Below are 15,046 nucleotides of genomic sequence, written 5' to 3' on the forward strand. Positions count from 1 at the left end.
CGCGTCGGTTATTTCAGATCCGCGATCGACGCCGGTCCTGGCCCCGGCGTGACGAGGGTCGGCCATTGCTTGGAGCCGAACGGCACCGCGGGAGGCAGGAACGGCGTCATGCCGCGCCGGTTGGTTTCCGCGATGATCGCGGCGCGCGCGTCGCCCCCCATCAACTCATAGTCCATCAGGTGATAGTTGCCGAAGAACAGCGAGCCGACCGATCTGTCGGCAATGATGCGGGTCAGCGACGTAAGCATGTCGTCCGGCGTGGTCGTGAACGAGACTGTCTCGATCAGCAGCAAGCGGTCGTTCATGGCATCGGGGCCGAAGAACTGCGCCAGCACGCTGAAGATCACGTTGTTCTGACGCGCCACATAGATGGTGTTGCTCGCCGCGTAGGTCTTGTCCCAGTCGGCGCCGAGTTGCGCCTTCCAGTCTGCCAGCACTCCCATCCAGTGCTTGACCTGCGTCTGCGCCGCCCATGCGACGTCTTTCGCAAGATAGGGCGCCTGCTTCTTGCCGAAGGCTTCGAGCTTGGCGAACGGGATCACGCCCGCTGCCAGGCAGTCGTCCATGAACGCGATATTGTTCTGCAGGATGGTGCGGTTGTTGTCCCGCCATTCCGGCTCCATCGGCGTGAGATCGAGACCGTCGAGCGCCGATTGCATGCGGCTGCGGTAAGCCGCCATCGCGCCGCGCCAGGATTTGTCATCGGGGTTGTCCAGATAAGGACCGACGATCTGCGCCAGCGCCATCGTGCTGTGGCCGACCGACTTCAGCAGTTGATAGACGATCGGCACCTGCGGCGCGTCGAGCGGTGGCTGTCCCGGCCGATAGAGGATCAGCCGGCCGCCGGCGCCGGAGAACAGCCCGAGGATGACGGGATGCTTGCTCAGGATGTTTTTCTGAAAGACTCTTGCGGCGCTGTCGTACAGCTCGAACATCCCGGCATTGAGGGCGAGCATATCCTTCATCGCCGTGTCGGACGGTGTCGACGCGGTTCGGCCCGCGATCGGCGCCATGTACGGGGGCAGGCTCTGCGCCCCCGCCGTTGCGATGCCGCTTGAAAGCAACGCTGCCGCCAAAGCCAGGCGCACACAGGTTTTCATCATCCCCTCCCCTTGCATCATGGCCATCTGACCCGATGGCGCGATCATGACACCGGCGGTGCATACCGCCGGCCGATTCACCGAGACGGGCATGCCGCTCCGGTTCTCACCCAAGCCTCGACAAGCGCACCCGCCTGCCGCTGCGTGCCGGGCGCAGGCGAACGGCCGAAGCCCGGCGCCCATGCCCAGCCGACAAGCGTGTCTTCACCGATATGATGGATCAGGTCTTCGACCTTGCGACCGCCGTTGCGCGCCGGGTCTTTGATCTGTTCGCAGATTTCCGCGATGGTTTTGCCGGCCCATGCCATCGAAGCCGGCGCGAGCTGCCACTCGGGATGCCCCGGCATGCGGCCCGGCTCGAAGTTCGCGTTGCCGTGGCAAATGGAACAGCGCATGGCCGGAGTGCCATGATTGTCCGCGCCACGCCAAACCGGCGGCTGATGCGGACGCATTTGGTCGGTCTGGCTCGGCCGGTCGCCGGCCGGATGGCAGTTCGAGCAGCGCGGATGCGTGAGCACCTTGCTGAGCTCGGTGAAGTACGCGGCTGATCTTTTCTCCGTGTCGCTGATCCCCGCAAAGCTTTCGGGGCCCGCGAGCTTATCCGGAGCGGTCTCGGAAACGGCCTCGCCGGCGAGCAGGCTCACCGCGAATGCCCCGAGCGGGAGCAAAATCCGAAGCCGTTTTCCGGAGTTCATGTTCGCCCGCTCCGGTCCTTCAGCCGCCGGCAGCGATGTAACGTGACGAATCCGCGAGGATCACGTCACGCACCGCCTCATGATATTTGATGTAGCCCGTGCAGCGGCACAGATGTCCGTCGAACGCCTCGGCGATGGTTGCCTCCAGCTGCCCGCGCACGATCGGCTTCTTCGCCAGGCGTTCGAGCAGGGCCTGGCCTTCGTTGAGAAAGCCTGCGGTGCAGTAGCCGCATTGGAACGCGAAATGGTCGATAAACGCCTTCTGCAGCGCCGTGAGTTCGCCGTTCTTCGCATGGCCTTCGACGGTACGGATTGACTTGCCGTCGAAGCTCACCGCCGGGACGACGCAAGTCGGGCTGGTGTGGCTCGTGCCGTCGGGATCGTCGACGATGATCGCGCAGCTCAGGCATTGCGCGGCACCGCAGCCGAACTTGGTGCCGGTCATGCCGAGATATTCGCGCAGAAAATCGTTCATCGTCAGATCGTCGCGCACGTCCATCGGCGGGTGCGCGCGGCCATTGATGGTGATGCGCAGTGCCGTCATGCGAGCGCCCCTTTGAGCGTGGCTTGCGTCACCGGCAGCGATTGGAATCGCTTGCCGGTGGCGTCATGGATCGCGCTCAGGAGTGCCGGCACGACGGGAATCATCACGACCTCCGCCATTCCCTTCGGCGACTCGTCAGGGGTCAGCGGCGGCAGGACCTCGATCTCGAGGTCGCGCAGCGGCAGATCCGATCCCCGCGCGATCAGGTACTGCCCCAGGTTCCATTTCCCGTTGCCCGGGCCGCCTTCGTAGGGCGGCAGCGTTTCGAGAAGCGCATAGCCGACACCCATCGCGAAGCCGCCCTGCGACTGTCCCAGCACGACCTCGGGCACGAGCGCCTCGCCGCACTCGAGCACGCTGTAGGCCTTGGCGATGCGCAACGCGCCTGTTGCGCGCTCGATCTCGATGCGGACCAGCGTCCCGCACAGCGCGGTGAAACCCACGCCGATGCGGTTGTTGTTGGTCGGCGGGAATTTGACGCTGACGCGATCGACGCGCTGGAATTTACCGCCGCCCCTGCGGATCGCGAGCGCATCGATTTCAGCCCGGTATTGCTCGCCGGAAATCGGAAAGCGCGCACGCGACCATGCCCAGCGCGAAAAGCCATGGGTCATGGCGCCGGTGACGAACTGGCGCGCGTGTGCCGTCGCGGCAAGTCTCGGCAATGCCAGCGGCTCGAGGCCCGGCATGATGAGCTGCCCGTCCTTCCACGACGCCTTCTCCCATTGCCTGGCCCGCGGGTCGGCCGGCGCAATGCGCCAGAGCTGGAGCGCCGCCGGCCACAACCCGAACCGGAAGATCACGCGCGCCGCCTCGGCGGCGGCATGGGTTCCGACATGGGCACCGATCGATGCGCTGGTCGCCGAGCTGATCGCGGGGACCCAGCGCGGATTCTTCCCGGCGGCGTCCTGCGTCTTCTGGTCCATGGTGCGGGAATCGCCGGACGTGACGAGCCCCAGCGCGTCATAGGTGTCGACGCGCGCCACCGAGACTTCGCCGGCAACCGCGCCCAGATGGCGCGCAACGCGGTTGGCGAGCGCCGTCCCTATGCCATTGCCCATCTCGACATGATCGCAGTGGATCGAGATCCGGCCGTCCGCGCCGATCTCCACGCGTCCCTGCGTGCAGTCGCCGCCAGTGCCATAGTCTTTCGTGACGCAGGATACACCCGTGCCGACAAGGGTTCCGTCGCGTGCGCTGGCCTTGTGCTGGGCGCGCTGCTGCCAGATCGGATGCTTCTCGAGCTTGTCCAGGATTTCGGTGGTGCGGACGGAGACGAAGTACGGATTGCCCGTCATGGTCCGGCCAGAGGGCTTGAGCGCATTGCGCCGCCGGAACTCGATCGGGTCGAGTTGCAGCGCGGCCGCGGCCTCGTCGATCAGCACCTCCAGCGCCGTCATGGTCTGGAGCGATCCATAGCCGCGCATCGACCCCGCGGTCACGCCGCGTGAATGCAGCGCGACGGTGGTGACGTCGACCTTCGGAACATCATAGATGCCGATCGCAGCGGTCGCGGCGCAGGTCGCAACGTTGGCCGAGAAATTCGCGAGACCGCCACCGTCGAGCACGTGGTCGGCGGCAAACGCCTGAATCCGTCCGGTCGCGCGATCGATCCCGATCTGGCTGCGCATCTTGAACGGGTGCCGTTTGATTCCGCCCTGGAACTGCTGATAGCGATCGTGAGCCAGCCTGACCGCACGCCCCGGGAAGAACAACGCAGCCAAAGCGACGTAGAGTGGAAACGGCGTATGGTCGCGTCCGCCGAAACCGCCGCCGACATAGGCGAATTGCGTGTTGATGTGAGCCGGCTTGATGGGAGCGCTGGCCTTGCTCAGCATCGAGGCGACGGACTCCGCCGCTTCGAAGGGCGACTGAACGCCGATCACCAGCTCGAGCTTCTTGTCTTTGTTGCCGTACCAGGCGATCCCGGACTCCGGCTCGAGAAACATCGGATCGACGGATTGCGTTTCGAATGCGCGATCGAGCACCAGCAGAGCCGGATCGTCTGCCGAAAGTTGCGCCCGGATGGCTTCGCCATGCGTCGCGGCCTTCGCATAATCAGCCGGCGTCTCCTTCGCGAACGGCACCCAGACCGGCAGAGCCGTGTTTTGAAATTGTCCTGGATTGACCCAGCCTTCCTGCAGCGGCGAATAGACATCGGGCGCGTCGGGCGTGGCGCCAGCCACGCGCGTGAAGCGAAACGCGCCATAGTTGGGCAGCGAGACGGGACCGGTTTCCTCGCCAAACTTCACGAACGTCCCATCGCGCAGCGCAAGCCGCGCCTGATCGAACGCATCGAACTGCTCGAAGATCAGCAGGGCCACCGGCTGCCCCATGTAGATCGGCGTCTTGCCGGCCGGGCAGAACAGATCGCCGGCATAGAACTCGGGCGTGCTGATGCCGCTTCGCGCGAGGTCTTCCGCGGTCACCACCACCGAAGGCTTCAGCGCGCCGGAGAGCCTGGCGAGATCGAGGCCGGTATAGACATGTGTCGCGTCCGGCGCGCGGACGAGAATGGCGTGCGACGTATCGGCCGGCCAGCCCGGCAGATCGGCGGCCCGAAAGTCGGACGCATAGAGCTTGGCGCCGGTCGCTTTGGCCACGCCGTCGATGCGGCCGGCACCGCCGGCCGCCGGGTTCCATTGCTGCGATCCCGGAAGCGTCTCGTAGGCTGCAACAGAGCGCTGCTCCGCTGCCCCCAAGCGTGACAGGCTGAGCGATATTCCGCTCGCCATCACATATTTCAGAAATTCACGCCGGGAGGACCTGTTCGAATCTGCCGGACCGTGCTCTCGCAGGCACGCCACAGTCATTCGCTTCCACCCCGTAAATTTCAATCCATTTGGAAGCAGCACCTAAGCTGATTCGTCGCAAACAAACGAGCCAAGCTCGTCGCAGATCGTGCAACGGACACGCCTTTTCAATTTCCTGCCTGATCAAAAAGAGAAGCGACGAACCAACAATTGAATTGAAATGTATGATGAAGCCCGGCCCGATGCTTCGTCGGACCGGGCAATGCCTCGGACGTCAGGCGACGCCGAGCTTCTTCTGCAGATTGGTCGATGACGTCGTGTATTGGAACGTCAGCCGCTTGTCCGGATAGACGTAGCGGTGCGCCTTCTGCGACATCAGCGCGACCTCGTGGAAGCCCGAGAGGATGAGCTTGAGCTTGCCCGGATAGGTGTTGATGTCGCCGATGGCGAAGATGCCGGGCTCGCTGGTCTCGAAGGTCTCGGTGCTCACCGGGATCACGTCCTCATTGAGCTTGAGGCCCCAGTTCGCGACCGGGCCGAGTTTCATGGTGAGCCCGAAGAACGGCAGCATGGCGTCGCAGGCGACATGGAACGTCGAGCCGTCGCTGCCTTTGACGTTCGCCGCGGTGATCTGGCCGTTCGCGCCTTCGAGGCCGGTGACCTGTCCCATCACGAAGTCGATGGCGCCCTCGTTCAGCATCGCCGTCATCTTGTTGACGCTGTCGGGCGCGGCGCGGAACTCCTGCCGCCGGTGCAGCAGCGTCAGGTGCTTGGCGATCGGCGCGAGGTTGAGCGTCCAGTCGAGCGCGCTGTCGCCGCCGCCGACGATCAGGATCTTCTTGTCCTTGAACGCATCCATCTTGCGCACCGAGTAGTGCACCGAGGTGCCCTCGTAAGCCTCGATGCCCGGGATCGGCGGGCGCTTGGGCTGGAACGAGCCGCCGCCGGCCGCGATCACCACCAGCTTGGTCTCGAACACCTTGCCGCGATCGGTCGTCACCTTGAACAGCGGCTCACCGATCCGCTCGATGGTCTCGACCATCTCGCCGAGATGAAACTGCGGGCCGAACGGCTTGATCTGCTCCATGAGCTGATCGACCAGACCCTGCGCGGAGATCTTCGGGATCGCCGGAATGTCATAGATCGGCTTCTCGGGATAAAGCTCGGCGCACTGGCCGCCGACCTTGTCGAGGATGTCGACGAGATGGCACTTGATGTCGAGCAGTCCCAGTTCGAACACGCCGAACAGGCCGACCGGGCCGGCACCGATGATCAGCACGTCAGTCTTGATCGCTTCGCTCATGAGAACAGGTCTAATTTCGTTGGATTGTCAGCGGGATTGCGGAGTGTCGGCCGTCTGTCTAGCGGTCATGGGCGCTTGCGAAAAGGGGGTCCTTCGCGGCTCTTTGCCTATGGGCCCAAATCGCCGACTATCGGCCCCTGAAGCAGAAACATCCTCCCGCCCCGCCCCTCGCAAGGACATCATCGTGAACGACCAGCCCGCCCGGCCGGCCCGGAAGCCCGCGCCGCAGCTTGCCGAGTACCCGCACCGGGTCACCGACAACATCCGCTTCGGCGATCTCGACCCGCAGGGCCACGTCAACCAGGCGATGTTCCTCACCTATTTCGAGACCGGCCGGGTCGCAATGTTTCGCAACAAGGATCTCGGGATCGGCGTGCCGGGGCTGACCTTCGTGATGGTGCGGATGGAGGTCGACTACATCAAGGAGCTGAATTGGCCCGGCACGGTCGACATCGGCACCGGGGTCGCAAGCTTCGGCCGCTCGTCGTTCAAGGTGTCGCAGGCGATCTTCCGCGACGGCGTCTGCGCCTCAGCAGGCCAGGCCACGCTGGTCTGCATGGACATCAAGACGCGCAAGGCGACGCCGCTGCCGGAGGAAGCAATCGCGCGGCTTAGTCCGTGGAAGCTTCAGGGGGTATAGAGCGCCACACCAAGCGCGGTCATTCCGGGGCGCACGCGAAGCGTGCGAACCCGGAATCCAGTAAAGCAGGGACTGCTGATGTGTCTGGATTCCGGGTTCGCGCCTTCGGCGCGCCCCGGAATGACAGCGGACCGGTTAAGCCTGCCGCTCGGGCGTGCGCACCACAAGCCCGTCGAGCGCGTCGGTGACCTTGATCTGGCACGACAGCCGCGAATTCGGCTTCACGTCATAGCCGAAGTCGAGCATGTCCTCTTCCATCGGCGTCGGACCGCCGACCTTCTCGCGCCAGGCTTCGTCGACATAGACATGGCAGGTCGCGCAGGCGCAGGCGCCGCCGCATTCGGCCTCGATGCCGGGAACGTCGTTCTTGATCGCGGTTTCCATCACGGTCGCGCCGACGTCGGCGTCGATGGTGCGGGAGGAGCCAGCGAAATCGATAAAGGTGATCTTGGGCATAGGACCGTGGGCCGTCAGGGGAGATCGCCGGCCGGACGGCCGGGCGGCCTCTTCTAACGGGTCGGCGGAGGCGGCGCTAGCGGGGAATGCCTGGACCTGCCCTGCGCTCAGTTGGCCAAACGCCGCGCGATTTCGGCCTTGGTCTCCTCGAGAACGACCGCAAGCCTGTCGATAGCGGTCATGACGTTGCCGTCCCGCGCGTTCTTTTGGGCGCGTTCCACAGCTTCGGCGGCCCGCGCCACCTCGAAAGCGCCGATGCCGACCGCCGAACCCTTGAGCGTATGGGCCGAGGCCGCTGCCAGCGCCGGGTCGCCGCGGCGGATGCGCGGCAGCAGGATGTCGGCCTGCCGGTCGAACAGTTCCAGGACCTCGCGCTCCAGGCTCCGCTCGCCGAGCGTCATGCGGCCCAGATGCTCGATATCGATGGCCGGTTTGGTCTCCACCAGCTTCTCAACGGTTGCCATTCTTCGTCTCCCCCGGTGGGCTTTGCGCCCTTCTATCCGCGGAGCATGACCGGAGATCGACGAAGGCCGGGTAAAACCCGTGCGGAAAATCGGCGGCCGTGAAGCGTGGAAATGTGTGGCTGGTTAACCGTTGCCGTCTTCCGGCCCTAAAATTGTCCCAACTTTAACGACTGTGGCGAACTTCAACCACGTCCGGTTAACCATCCGAGAATCGAGGCAGGGTCTGGCTTCGCGGCCGCAGGACCCCGCCAGAATTCACGCTCTTGGGGCGCCCAATTAACGATGATTAAAAAACCCTTACGGTCGACATTTCTTTCGCAATGCCAAGCCGATAGGATGGTTGACGTACGGTGGGGAGCCTGTGGGCATTTCTGTGGAAAGTGTTGGGTAACCCAACAACCGTTTATGCAGGAAGGCGACCCGTCTACCGCCGGTCAGTTAGGGGATCGGCGACGATTAAGGGGATAAAGCGACACTCACAAGTGTCAGGCCAAGCCTTGGAAATGCGGCACATTTGTCAAGCTCGGCCCGGGGTCCAGTTGTAGAGAGTGAGGCGACAGCCAATGGCTACGAATCCGAAGAAGGCCAAAGATCCGACGGATACCGCCCTGAATGCGATCCAGGAGGTGCTAGGCGCCAACGAACAGCCCAGTTCGGCACGTTCGGACGCGACGGCGGACCAGCCTCAGTCGCCGCGCGAACGCCGCGCCAGCCGCCAGACGCCTTCCGCCGACAAGGGCCTGTTCGAAGGCTCGGACTCCAACGACCTTCGTTCCGGTCAGCAAGCCGCCAACGACGACCGGCAGTCGATCGGCCAGATCCTGCAGACCCTGCAGCGCCGCCCGCCGAAGACCTCGTACTTCGTCGCCACTCTCTTCGCCTTCGCCTGGGTGATCGGCGGCAGCGTTCTCGCCTTCCTGTTCCTGCCCGGCCTGCGCGACTCGCTGGCCCACGGCGCGGCCAGCATCCCGGCGATGTTCGGGTTCGCCTGCTTCCTGCTCGCGCCGGTGCTGTTCTTCTACGTCATGGCGCACATGGTGTGGCGCGCCCAGGAGCTGCGCGTCATCGCGCAGTCGATGGCGAGCGTCGCCATGAAGCTTGCCGAGCCCGAGGAAGTCGCCCGCGAGTCGATGGTTTCGGTCGGCCAGGCGATCCGCCGCGAAGTCGCCGCCATGGGCGACGGCGTCGAGCGTGCGCTCGCGCGTGCCGCCGAGCTCGAAGCGCTTGTCGCCAACGAAGTGTCGGCGCTCGAGCGTGCCTATAACGACAACGAAGTCCGCATCCGCGGCCTGCTTGAGACCCTCGCGCATCAGCGCGACACCCTGGTCGGCCAGGCCGAGCAGGTCCGCAACGCCATCACCGGCGTGCATCTCGACCTGTCCCACGACATCTCCTCGGTCAGCGACCACGTCGCCGAGCGCGTCAACGAAAGCGCGCAGAAGATCGCAGGCGCCCTCACCGAGAAGGGCGAGCACATCACCATGGCGCTGGGCCGCGCCGGCGACGCGATGATCGCGGCGCTCGGCGAGCGCGGCGGCGATCTGCTGGAGCGCCTGGAGCGCACCAGCGGCGAGACCGCCAACGCCATCTCCAACGCCAGCGACCGACTCACTTCGAGCCTGAACTTCAAGACCGACCACATCACCGAGGAGTTCGCGGGTCTCACCACGAACCTCGCCCAGATGATGGAAGAGCGCCTCGACGAGGTGACGCAGGGCTTCACGCAGAAGTCCACCGCGGTCGTTCAGCTCATGGAAGACCGTTCGCAGCAGATCACCGAGACACTGGTCGACACCTCCAGCCGTCTTGCGGAATCGATTGCGACCTCCGGCGACGAGGTCAACTCGACGCTCAAGTCCACCGGCGACTCGCTCGTCCTCGATCTCAGCCTGCGCGGCGGCGACGTCGTGTCCAAGCTCGAGCAGACCGGCGAGCGCATCACCGAGACCATCGTCACCCGCGGCGACAAGGTCACCGAGACCTTCCGCGAGAACGCCGAGCACCTCGCCTCCACGGTCGCCACGCAAGGCGACTCGGTGCGCGAGATGCTGGCCGCCCGCCTGCAGGCCTTCGAGGAGATGTTCTCCCACGGCGGCGCCGAGCTCGCCGAGAAGATCACGCGCGACAGCTCGACGCTGGGCAACCTCATCACCCGGCACCTCGCCGAGTTCGACCGCACCGTGAAGACCTATGGCGGCGAACTGGTCGAGCGTCTCGGCCAGCGCACCTCCGAGGTTGGCGGCGCGATGCGCGAATACATCGACGGCTTCGACGGCAAGGTCTCGACCAAGTCGACCGAAGTCACCGCCACGCTGGATCAGCGGCTCGCCCGCTTCCAGGAGGCGCTCGACAGCCGCACGCAGACGCTCAACGACGCCCTCGCCTCTCGCGTCATGGACATCGCCAAGACGCTGGCCGAAGGCGGCAAGGAGGTCGTCACCGCCCTCGACAAGCGCATCAGCGACGTCACCGGCATCATCAACACCCGCGGTCAGGCGCTCGCCGAGACCGTCGGCACCAAGATCGAGCAGATCGATCGCGCGCTCGGCACCCGTGCCATCGAGGTCTCGAACAACCTCGACACCCGCATCGGCCGTTTCGAGCAGCTCCTGATCGGCCGCGCCGAGCACGTCACCGAGCAGATCGAGGTCCGCACCAAGGCGGCCGCCGACGCGCTCAACTCGCGCATCGAGCAGCTCGCCACGACCATCAAGGTCAACACCTCGGATGCCGCGCAGTCGATCGGCCGCGCCGCCGCCGAAGCGATGCAGGCGGTCAACCAGACCACCAGCGCCGCGACCCAGACCATCGTGCAGACCCGCCAGCATGCGACCGAGTCCCTCACCCACACCGCGGGCGAGGCCGAGCGCAGCATCGGCGTGCTGAACGAGACCACCGAGCGCACGCTGACCGGTGTCACCACCGGTGCCGAGACCACCCTGAACAAGGTCTTCACCCACTTCGAGAACCTCTGGCTCGGCCGCACTGAAGCGATCTCCGGCCAGATCGAGCAGCGCACGCGCCAGGTCACCGAAGCGCTGGAACACCGGATGGAGCAGCTTTCTGCGACCATCACCAGCAACGCCACCACGGCCGTGCAGGCGCTGGGCAACGCGTCGAGCGAAGCCGAGCGCACGGTCACCCAGGCCACCAACGCGGCAGAGCGCACGCTCGGCGCCGTGTCAGGCGAATCCGAGCGCGCTGTCAGCGCCGTGATCGGCCGCTTCGAGAACCTGTGGACCGGCCGCATCGACGCCATCAACGAGCACATCGACTCGCGCACCCGGTCAGCGGCCGAAGCGCTCGATGGCCGCCTGTCGGCGCTGGCCGAGACGATCAAGACCAACTCGGCCGAGGCGATCCAGGCGATCAACCGCGCCAACGTCGAGGCCACGCAGGCGGTCGCCAACATCACCGGCGTCACCGAGCGCTCGGTCGTGAGCGTCACCGGCAACGTCACCAACTCGTTCAAGCAGAACGCCACCGACCTGGAGCGGGCCCTCAACGCCATCTCCAACGGCGTCAGCACCACGCTCAAGCAGAACGCCACCGATGTCGAGCGCACGCTCACCGCGGTGTCGGCGGGCGTCAGCAACGTTCTCAAGCAGAACGCCGGCGACGTCGAGCGCACTCTCCTTGGCGTCAGCGCCGAGGTGGCCCGCAGCTTCGTCGGCAAGGCCGAAGAGATCAGCCAGCAGGTCTCCGGCCGTGCGCTGGAGATGACCAAGGTGCTCGACGCCAACTCCTCGACGCTCCTTGCCGCGCTGAGCGGCAAGAGCAAGGAGTTCTCGACCGAGGTCATCAAGGCGACCGACCATGCGGTGAAGTCGATCGAAGCCCAGGGCTTCAACTTCACGCGCACCATGATGGACAACAGCGAGCAGATCGCCCGCCTCGTCAACGAGGCTACGCAGAACTCGACCAGCACGGTCAATCGCACGCTGAAGGAGTTCCAGGACAGCACCCAGTCCGTGATCGATCAGTCGCGGCAGATCACCGCGACGAGCGTCTCCGAGATGATGGAGACGCACAACATGCTGCGCACCGACACCACGACCCTGTTCGAGCGGCTCCGCGAAGCCAACATCCTCCTCCAAGAGGTGTTGAGCGGCGCCCACGAGAACATGAGCGCGGTCGAGAACACGCTGGTCAGCCGCGTGTCCGAGTTCGTGGCCACCATGAACGAGGTGTCGGAGAAGGCCGGCCTCAGCAGCACGCAGGTCGACCAGCACATCAGCGCGTTCAACACCGTAACCAACAAGGCGCTGGAGGATCTCAGCGGGCTCGCCACGCAGTTCGAGGCTCATGGCCGCGGACTGGTCGAGGCGGTGGCGCTGATCGATCAGAGCAACCGCCGCACCGAGGGCACCTTCGCCGAGCGGCGCGCCTCGATCGAGCAGCTCGTGGAGTCGCTCGACACCCGCACCGAGGACATCGAGCAGCGCCTCAAGCGCTTCGCCGGCCTGCTCGACGAGTCGCTCGACGGCGCCAACAATCGCGCCCGTGAGATCGCGCGCATCGTCGCGGAATCGAGCGCTGAAGGCGCCCGCATCCTCGAGGAAGAGCGCCGCCGCGCCAGCGAACTGCTGCACGGCATCTACAACGAGCACTCCGGCGAAACGCACGAGATGTTCTCGCAGACCACGCAGCGCTTCACCGAGACGCTGCAGGGCATGCGCGAGATGGCGGCGGAGATGCAGCGCGAGCTGGAGGCGACCCGCAGCGAACTGCGCCGTGGCATTCTCGAGCTGCCGCAGGAGACCGCCGACAGCGCCGCGCAGATGCGCCGCGTGATCGTCGATCAGATCGAGGCGCTGGCCGAGCTCAACCGCATCGTCGCCAAGCACGGCCGCGGCATGGACCTCCCCGATCAGGCGGCGGCCCGTCAGCCGGCCTACGCCACCGCCGGCGCGCCGGCCCGGGTGGTGGAAGCCGCGCCGCGCATGGAAGCAGCCCCGCGTCAGGAGCCGCCCCGTCAGGCGCCGCCGCCGCGAGCCGACATCACCGGTGCGACGTCGCTGCCGCCGCGCCGCGCTGAATCGCCGTCGCTCAGCCCCGGCCAGCAGGGCCAGGGCAACGCCCGCAACGGCTGGCTGTCGGAGCTTCTGCACCGCGCCTCGAACCCGACCGGCGCCGCGGAGCCGCGGCAGGCTCAGGGCCGCGGCGATGAACGCCCGGCGCGCCAACCGCTCGAGTCGCTCGACTCGCTCTCCGTCGATATCGCGCGGATGATCGATCACGACGCGGTCGCCGAGCTGTGGGATCGCTACAAGCGCGGCGAGCGCAACGTCTTCAACCGGCGCCTCTACACCTTGCAGGGCCAGCAGACGTTCGACGAGCTGCGCAACAAGTACCGCACCGACCGCGAGTTCAAGCTGACAGTCGACCGCTACATCGGCGAGTTCGAGCGGCTCCTCGAGGAAGTCGCCCGCAACGACCGCGATCAGGTCGTGGCGCGCAGCTACCTCACCTCGGAAACCGGCAAGGTCTACACCATGCTGGGCCACGCGGCGGGACGCTTCGGCGGCGAATAGCCGAAACGGCCATACAAATGCAAACGGGCGCGCCTGAACGGCGCGCCCGTTTCGTTTTGATCGGCAACAAACGCTGACCGCCCTGCCTTATCGCCCGTGACCTACGGCGCCCCGAACAGATAGACCAGCGCGACCTCGCCATAGTGCCACCGCGTATACGCCTGGAATGTCGCCGGGGTGCCTTTGAAGTCGGCCACGATGTTGTCGAGCGCACGCGCCGCCGAATACTGATAGGCGAACCGCGCCAGCCAGTGATCGGTGATGGCGCTTTCGATGCCGCCGCCCACCTGGAACCCGTTCACGCGCTGACTGGGAATGGTGACGATGTTGTTGATGATGGTTTGCGTCTTGATGCCGGTCGAGACCCAGCCGGCGCTGACATAGGCCAGGTTGGCGGGCGTCACGAGGTAGCCCAGCCGGCCGCGCACGGCCACGATCGGCTCGAGCTTGAACTCCGTCGTGGAGACGCCCGGGGCAATCTCAGACTCGACGCCGGCGACCACGCGCTCGGCGACGCGGAGGTTATAGCCAAACAGCCCCGCCGGGATCACGCCCGCCAGGCCGAAGCCATTAAAGGACAATCCGGGAATATCCACGGAATCGACCTTGGTCGAGCCGGCGCCGGGACCGACCGCCGCGCCGCCATAGAAGCCGGTCCAGGACGGCGCCGGCCCCGCTGAATCCCAAGAGCCGGCCCAGGAGTTGGCCTGAGAGCCAGGCGGCTGCCCGAACCGGTAGATCAGCGCCACCCGGCCGACGCCGACCGATTCCTTGGTCTGCACCGGGCCCATGGCTTGCGTGATGAGCGTGTCGGCTTTGTAGAACGAGTGCAGGTATTCGAGGCGGGCGCCCCAGTTGCCATAGAGGCTCGTCTCCATGCCGGCGCCGACCTGCCAGCCGTCGAGCCAGCGCGATCCCGACTCGGAGATCGCCAGGTTCGGCACATCGAACAGGTATTCGTACTTGCTGCGCACCCATCCGCCGGTGGCGAACAGCAACGTCTCCGGCGTCAGCAGGAAGCCGAGCCGGGCGCGGGCCGCATATGACATCTTGATGTCGAATTTTGTGGTTCCACCGTTTGGGATGAAGATGTCCGGCACGTCGGTCCGAAACGTGATGTCCGACCAGCCGACATCGCCTTCCAGCCCGATCAGCACACGCGACGTCAGCAGGTGGTTGTAGCCGGCGAGCGCGCCACCGGCGATGCCATGGTTGCTGAGAAAATCGGTCGAGAAGCCGTTGGCGGCGGCGCCAGTTTGATCCCGATCGAACCGCGAGACGCCGAAGCCGTAACCGACATGCCCGCCGACGTAGAAGCCTTCCCAGGCTGGAACCGGAACGGGTGCCTTCGGCACGGCTTTGACCGGCATGTCGGCGGCCGACGCCAATCCCGCAAACAAGACCGACAGCGCCACCGAACCGGCAGCGATACGAATGTCCGCCATATCTCAATCCCCCAAGCCCCGAAAAAATATCCCACCGCGCCCGGCTGCTCCGCAATCGGAATCATGACGGCAGCCGCATTTGTCACCATCCCGGTTTGCCCTTTCGACGCTG

The 15,046-nt window shown here is 65.5% G+C and carries 10 protein-coding genes; 2 read left to right on the forward strand and 8 right to left on the reverse strand.

Annotation, left to right across the window (positions count from 1 at the left end; all coding sequences use genetic code 11):
• Positions 1-8: 8 nt before the first annotated feature.
• The 5 genes from RHPLAN_RS26710 to RHPLAN_RS26730 form a co-directional block, all read right to left on the reverse strand.
• Positions 9-1,100: a hypothetical protein gene (locus tag RHPLAN_RS26710; RefSeq protein ID WP_068031893.1), complete on the reverse strand. Its 1,092-nt coding sequence runs from the start codon at positions 1,098-1,100 to the stop codon at positions 9-11.
• Positions 1,101-1,177: 77 nt separating this feature from the next.
• Positions 1,178-1,795, reverse strand: a complete 618-nt coding sequence (locus tag RHPLAN_RS26715) for an Isoquinoline 1-oxidoreductase subunit (RefSeq protein WP_068024519.1) — start codon at positions 1,793-1,795, stop codon at positions 1,178-1,180.
• Between the two features lie 19 nt (positions 1,796-1,814).
• Positions 1,815-2,339 (reverse strand): (2Fe-2S)-binding protein, encoded by a 525-nt coding sequence (locus RHPLAN_RS26720; protein WP_068024522.1) that lies wholly within the window; start codon positions 2,337-2,339, stop codon positions 1,815-1,817.
• Positions 2,336-5,074 (reverse strand): xanthine dehydrogenase family protein molybdopterin-binding subunit, encoded by a 2,739-nt coding sequence (locus tag RHPLAN_RS26725; protein WP_237179922.1) that lies wholly within the window; start codon positions 5,072-5,074, stop codon positions 2,336-2,338. Before RHPLAN_RS26725 ends, RHPLAN_RS26720 begins: the two co-directional genes overlap by 4 nt.
• Before the next feature lie 292 nt (positions 5,075-5,366).
• Positions 5,367-6,395, reverse strand: a complete 1,029-nt coding sequence (locus RHPLAN_RS26730; RefSeq protein WP_068024527.1) for an NAD(P)/FAD-dependent oxidoreductase — start codon at positions 6,393-6,395, stop codon at positions 5,367-5,369.
• Positions 6,396-6,579: 184 nt separating this feature from the next.
• On the opposite strand from RHPLAN_RS26730, the gene RHPLAN_RS40250 reads away from it, so the two are divergent.
• Positions 6,580-7,035: an acyl-CoA thioesterase gene (locus tag RHPLAN_RS40250; protein WP_068024530.1), complete on the forward strand. Its 456-nt coding sequence runs from the start codon at positions 6,580-6,582 to the stop codon at positions 7,033-7,035.
• 135 nt (positions 7,036-7,170) lie between these two features.
• Here RHPLAN_RS40250 and RHPLAN_RS26740 read toward each other — a convergent pair whose 3' ends face one another.
• Entirely contained in the window at positions 7,171-7,491 is a 321-nt protein-coding gene (locus RHPLAN_RS26740; RefSeq protein ID WP_068024532.1) for a 2Fe-2S iron-sulfur cluster-binding protein, read from the reverse strand.
• A gap of 107 nt (positions 7,492-7,598) precedes the next feature.
• Positions 7,599-7,955 (reverse strand): Hpt domain-containing protein, encoded by a 357-nt coding sequence (locus RHPLAN_RS26745; protein ID WP_068024534.1) that lies wholly within the window; start codon positions 7,953-7,955, stop codon positions 7,599-7,601.
• Positions 7,956-8,518: 563 nt separating this feature from the next.
• On the opposite strand from RHPLAN_RS26745, the gene RHPLAN_RS26750 reads away from it, so the two are divergent.
• A complete protein-coding gene (locus tag RHPLAN_RS26750) occupies positions 8,519-13,489 on the forward strand; it encodes an apolipoprotein A-IV repeat region-like domain-containing protein (protein ID WP_068024538.1) in 4,971 nt (1,656 codons plus the stop codon).
• A gap of 101 nt (positions 13,490-13,590) precedes the next feature.
• Here the strand turns inward: RHPLAN_RS26750 and RHPLAN_RS26755 are convergent, their stop codons facing one another.
• On the reverse strand, positions 13,591-14,934 hold the full coding sequence (locus RHPLAN_RS26755) for an outer membrane protein (RefSeq protein ID WP_068024542.1): 1,344 nt from the start codon (positions 14,932-14,934) through the stop codon (positions 13,591-13,593).
• Between the last annotated feature and the right edge of the window lie 112 nt (positions 14,935-15,046).

The organism is Rhodoplanes sp. Z2-YC6860, from assembly GCF_001579845.1.
Taxonomy (GTDB): Bacteria; Pseudomonadota; Alphaproteobacteria; order Rhizobiales; family Xanthobacteraceae; genus Z2-YC6860.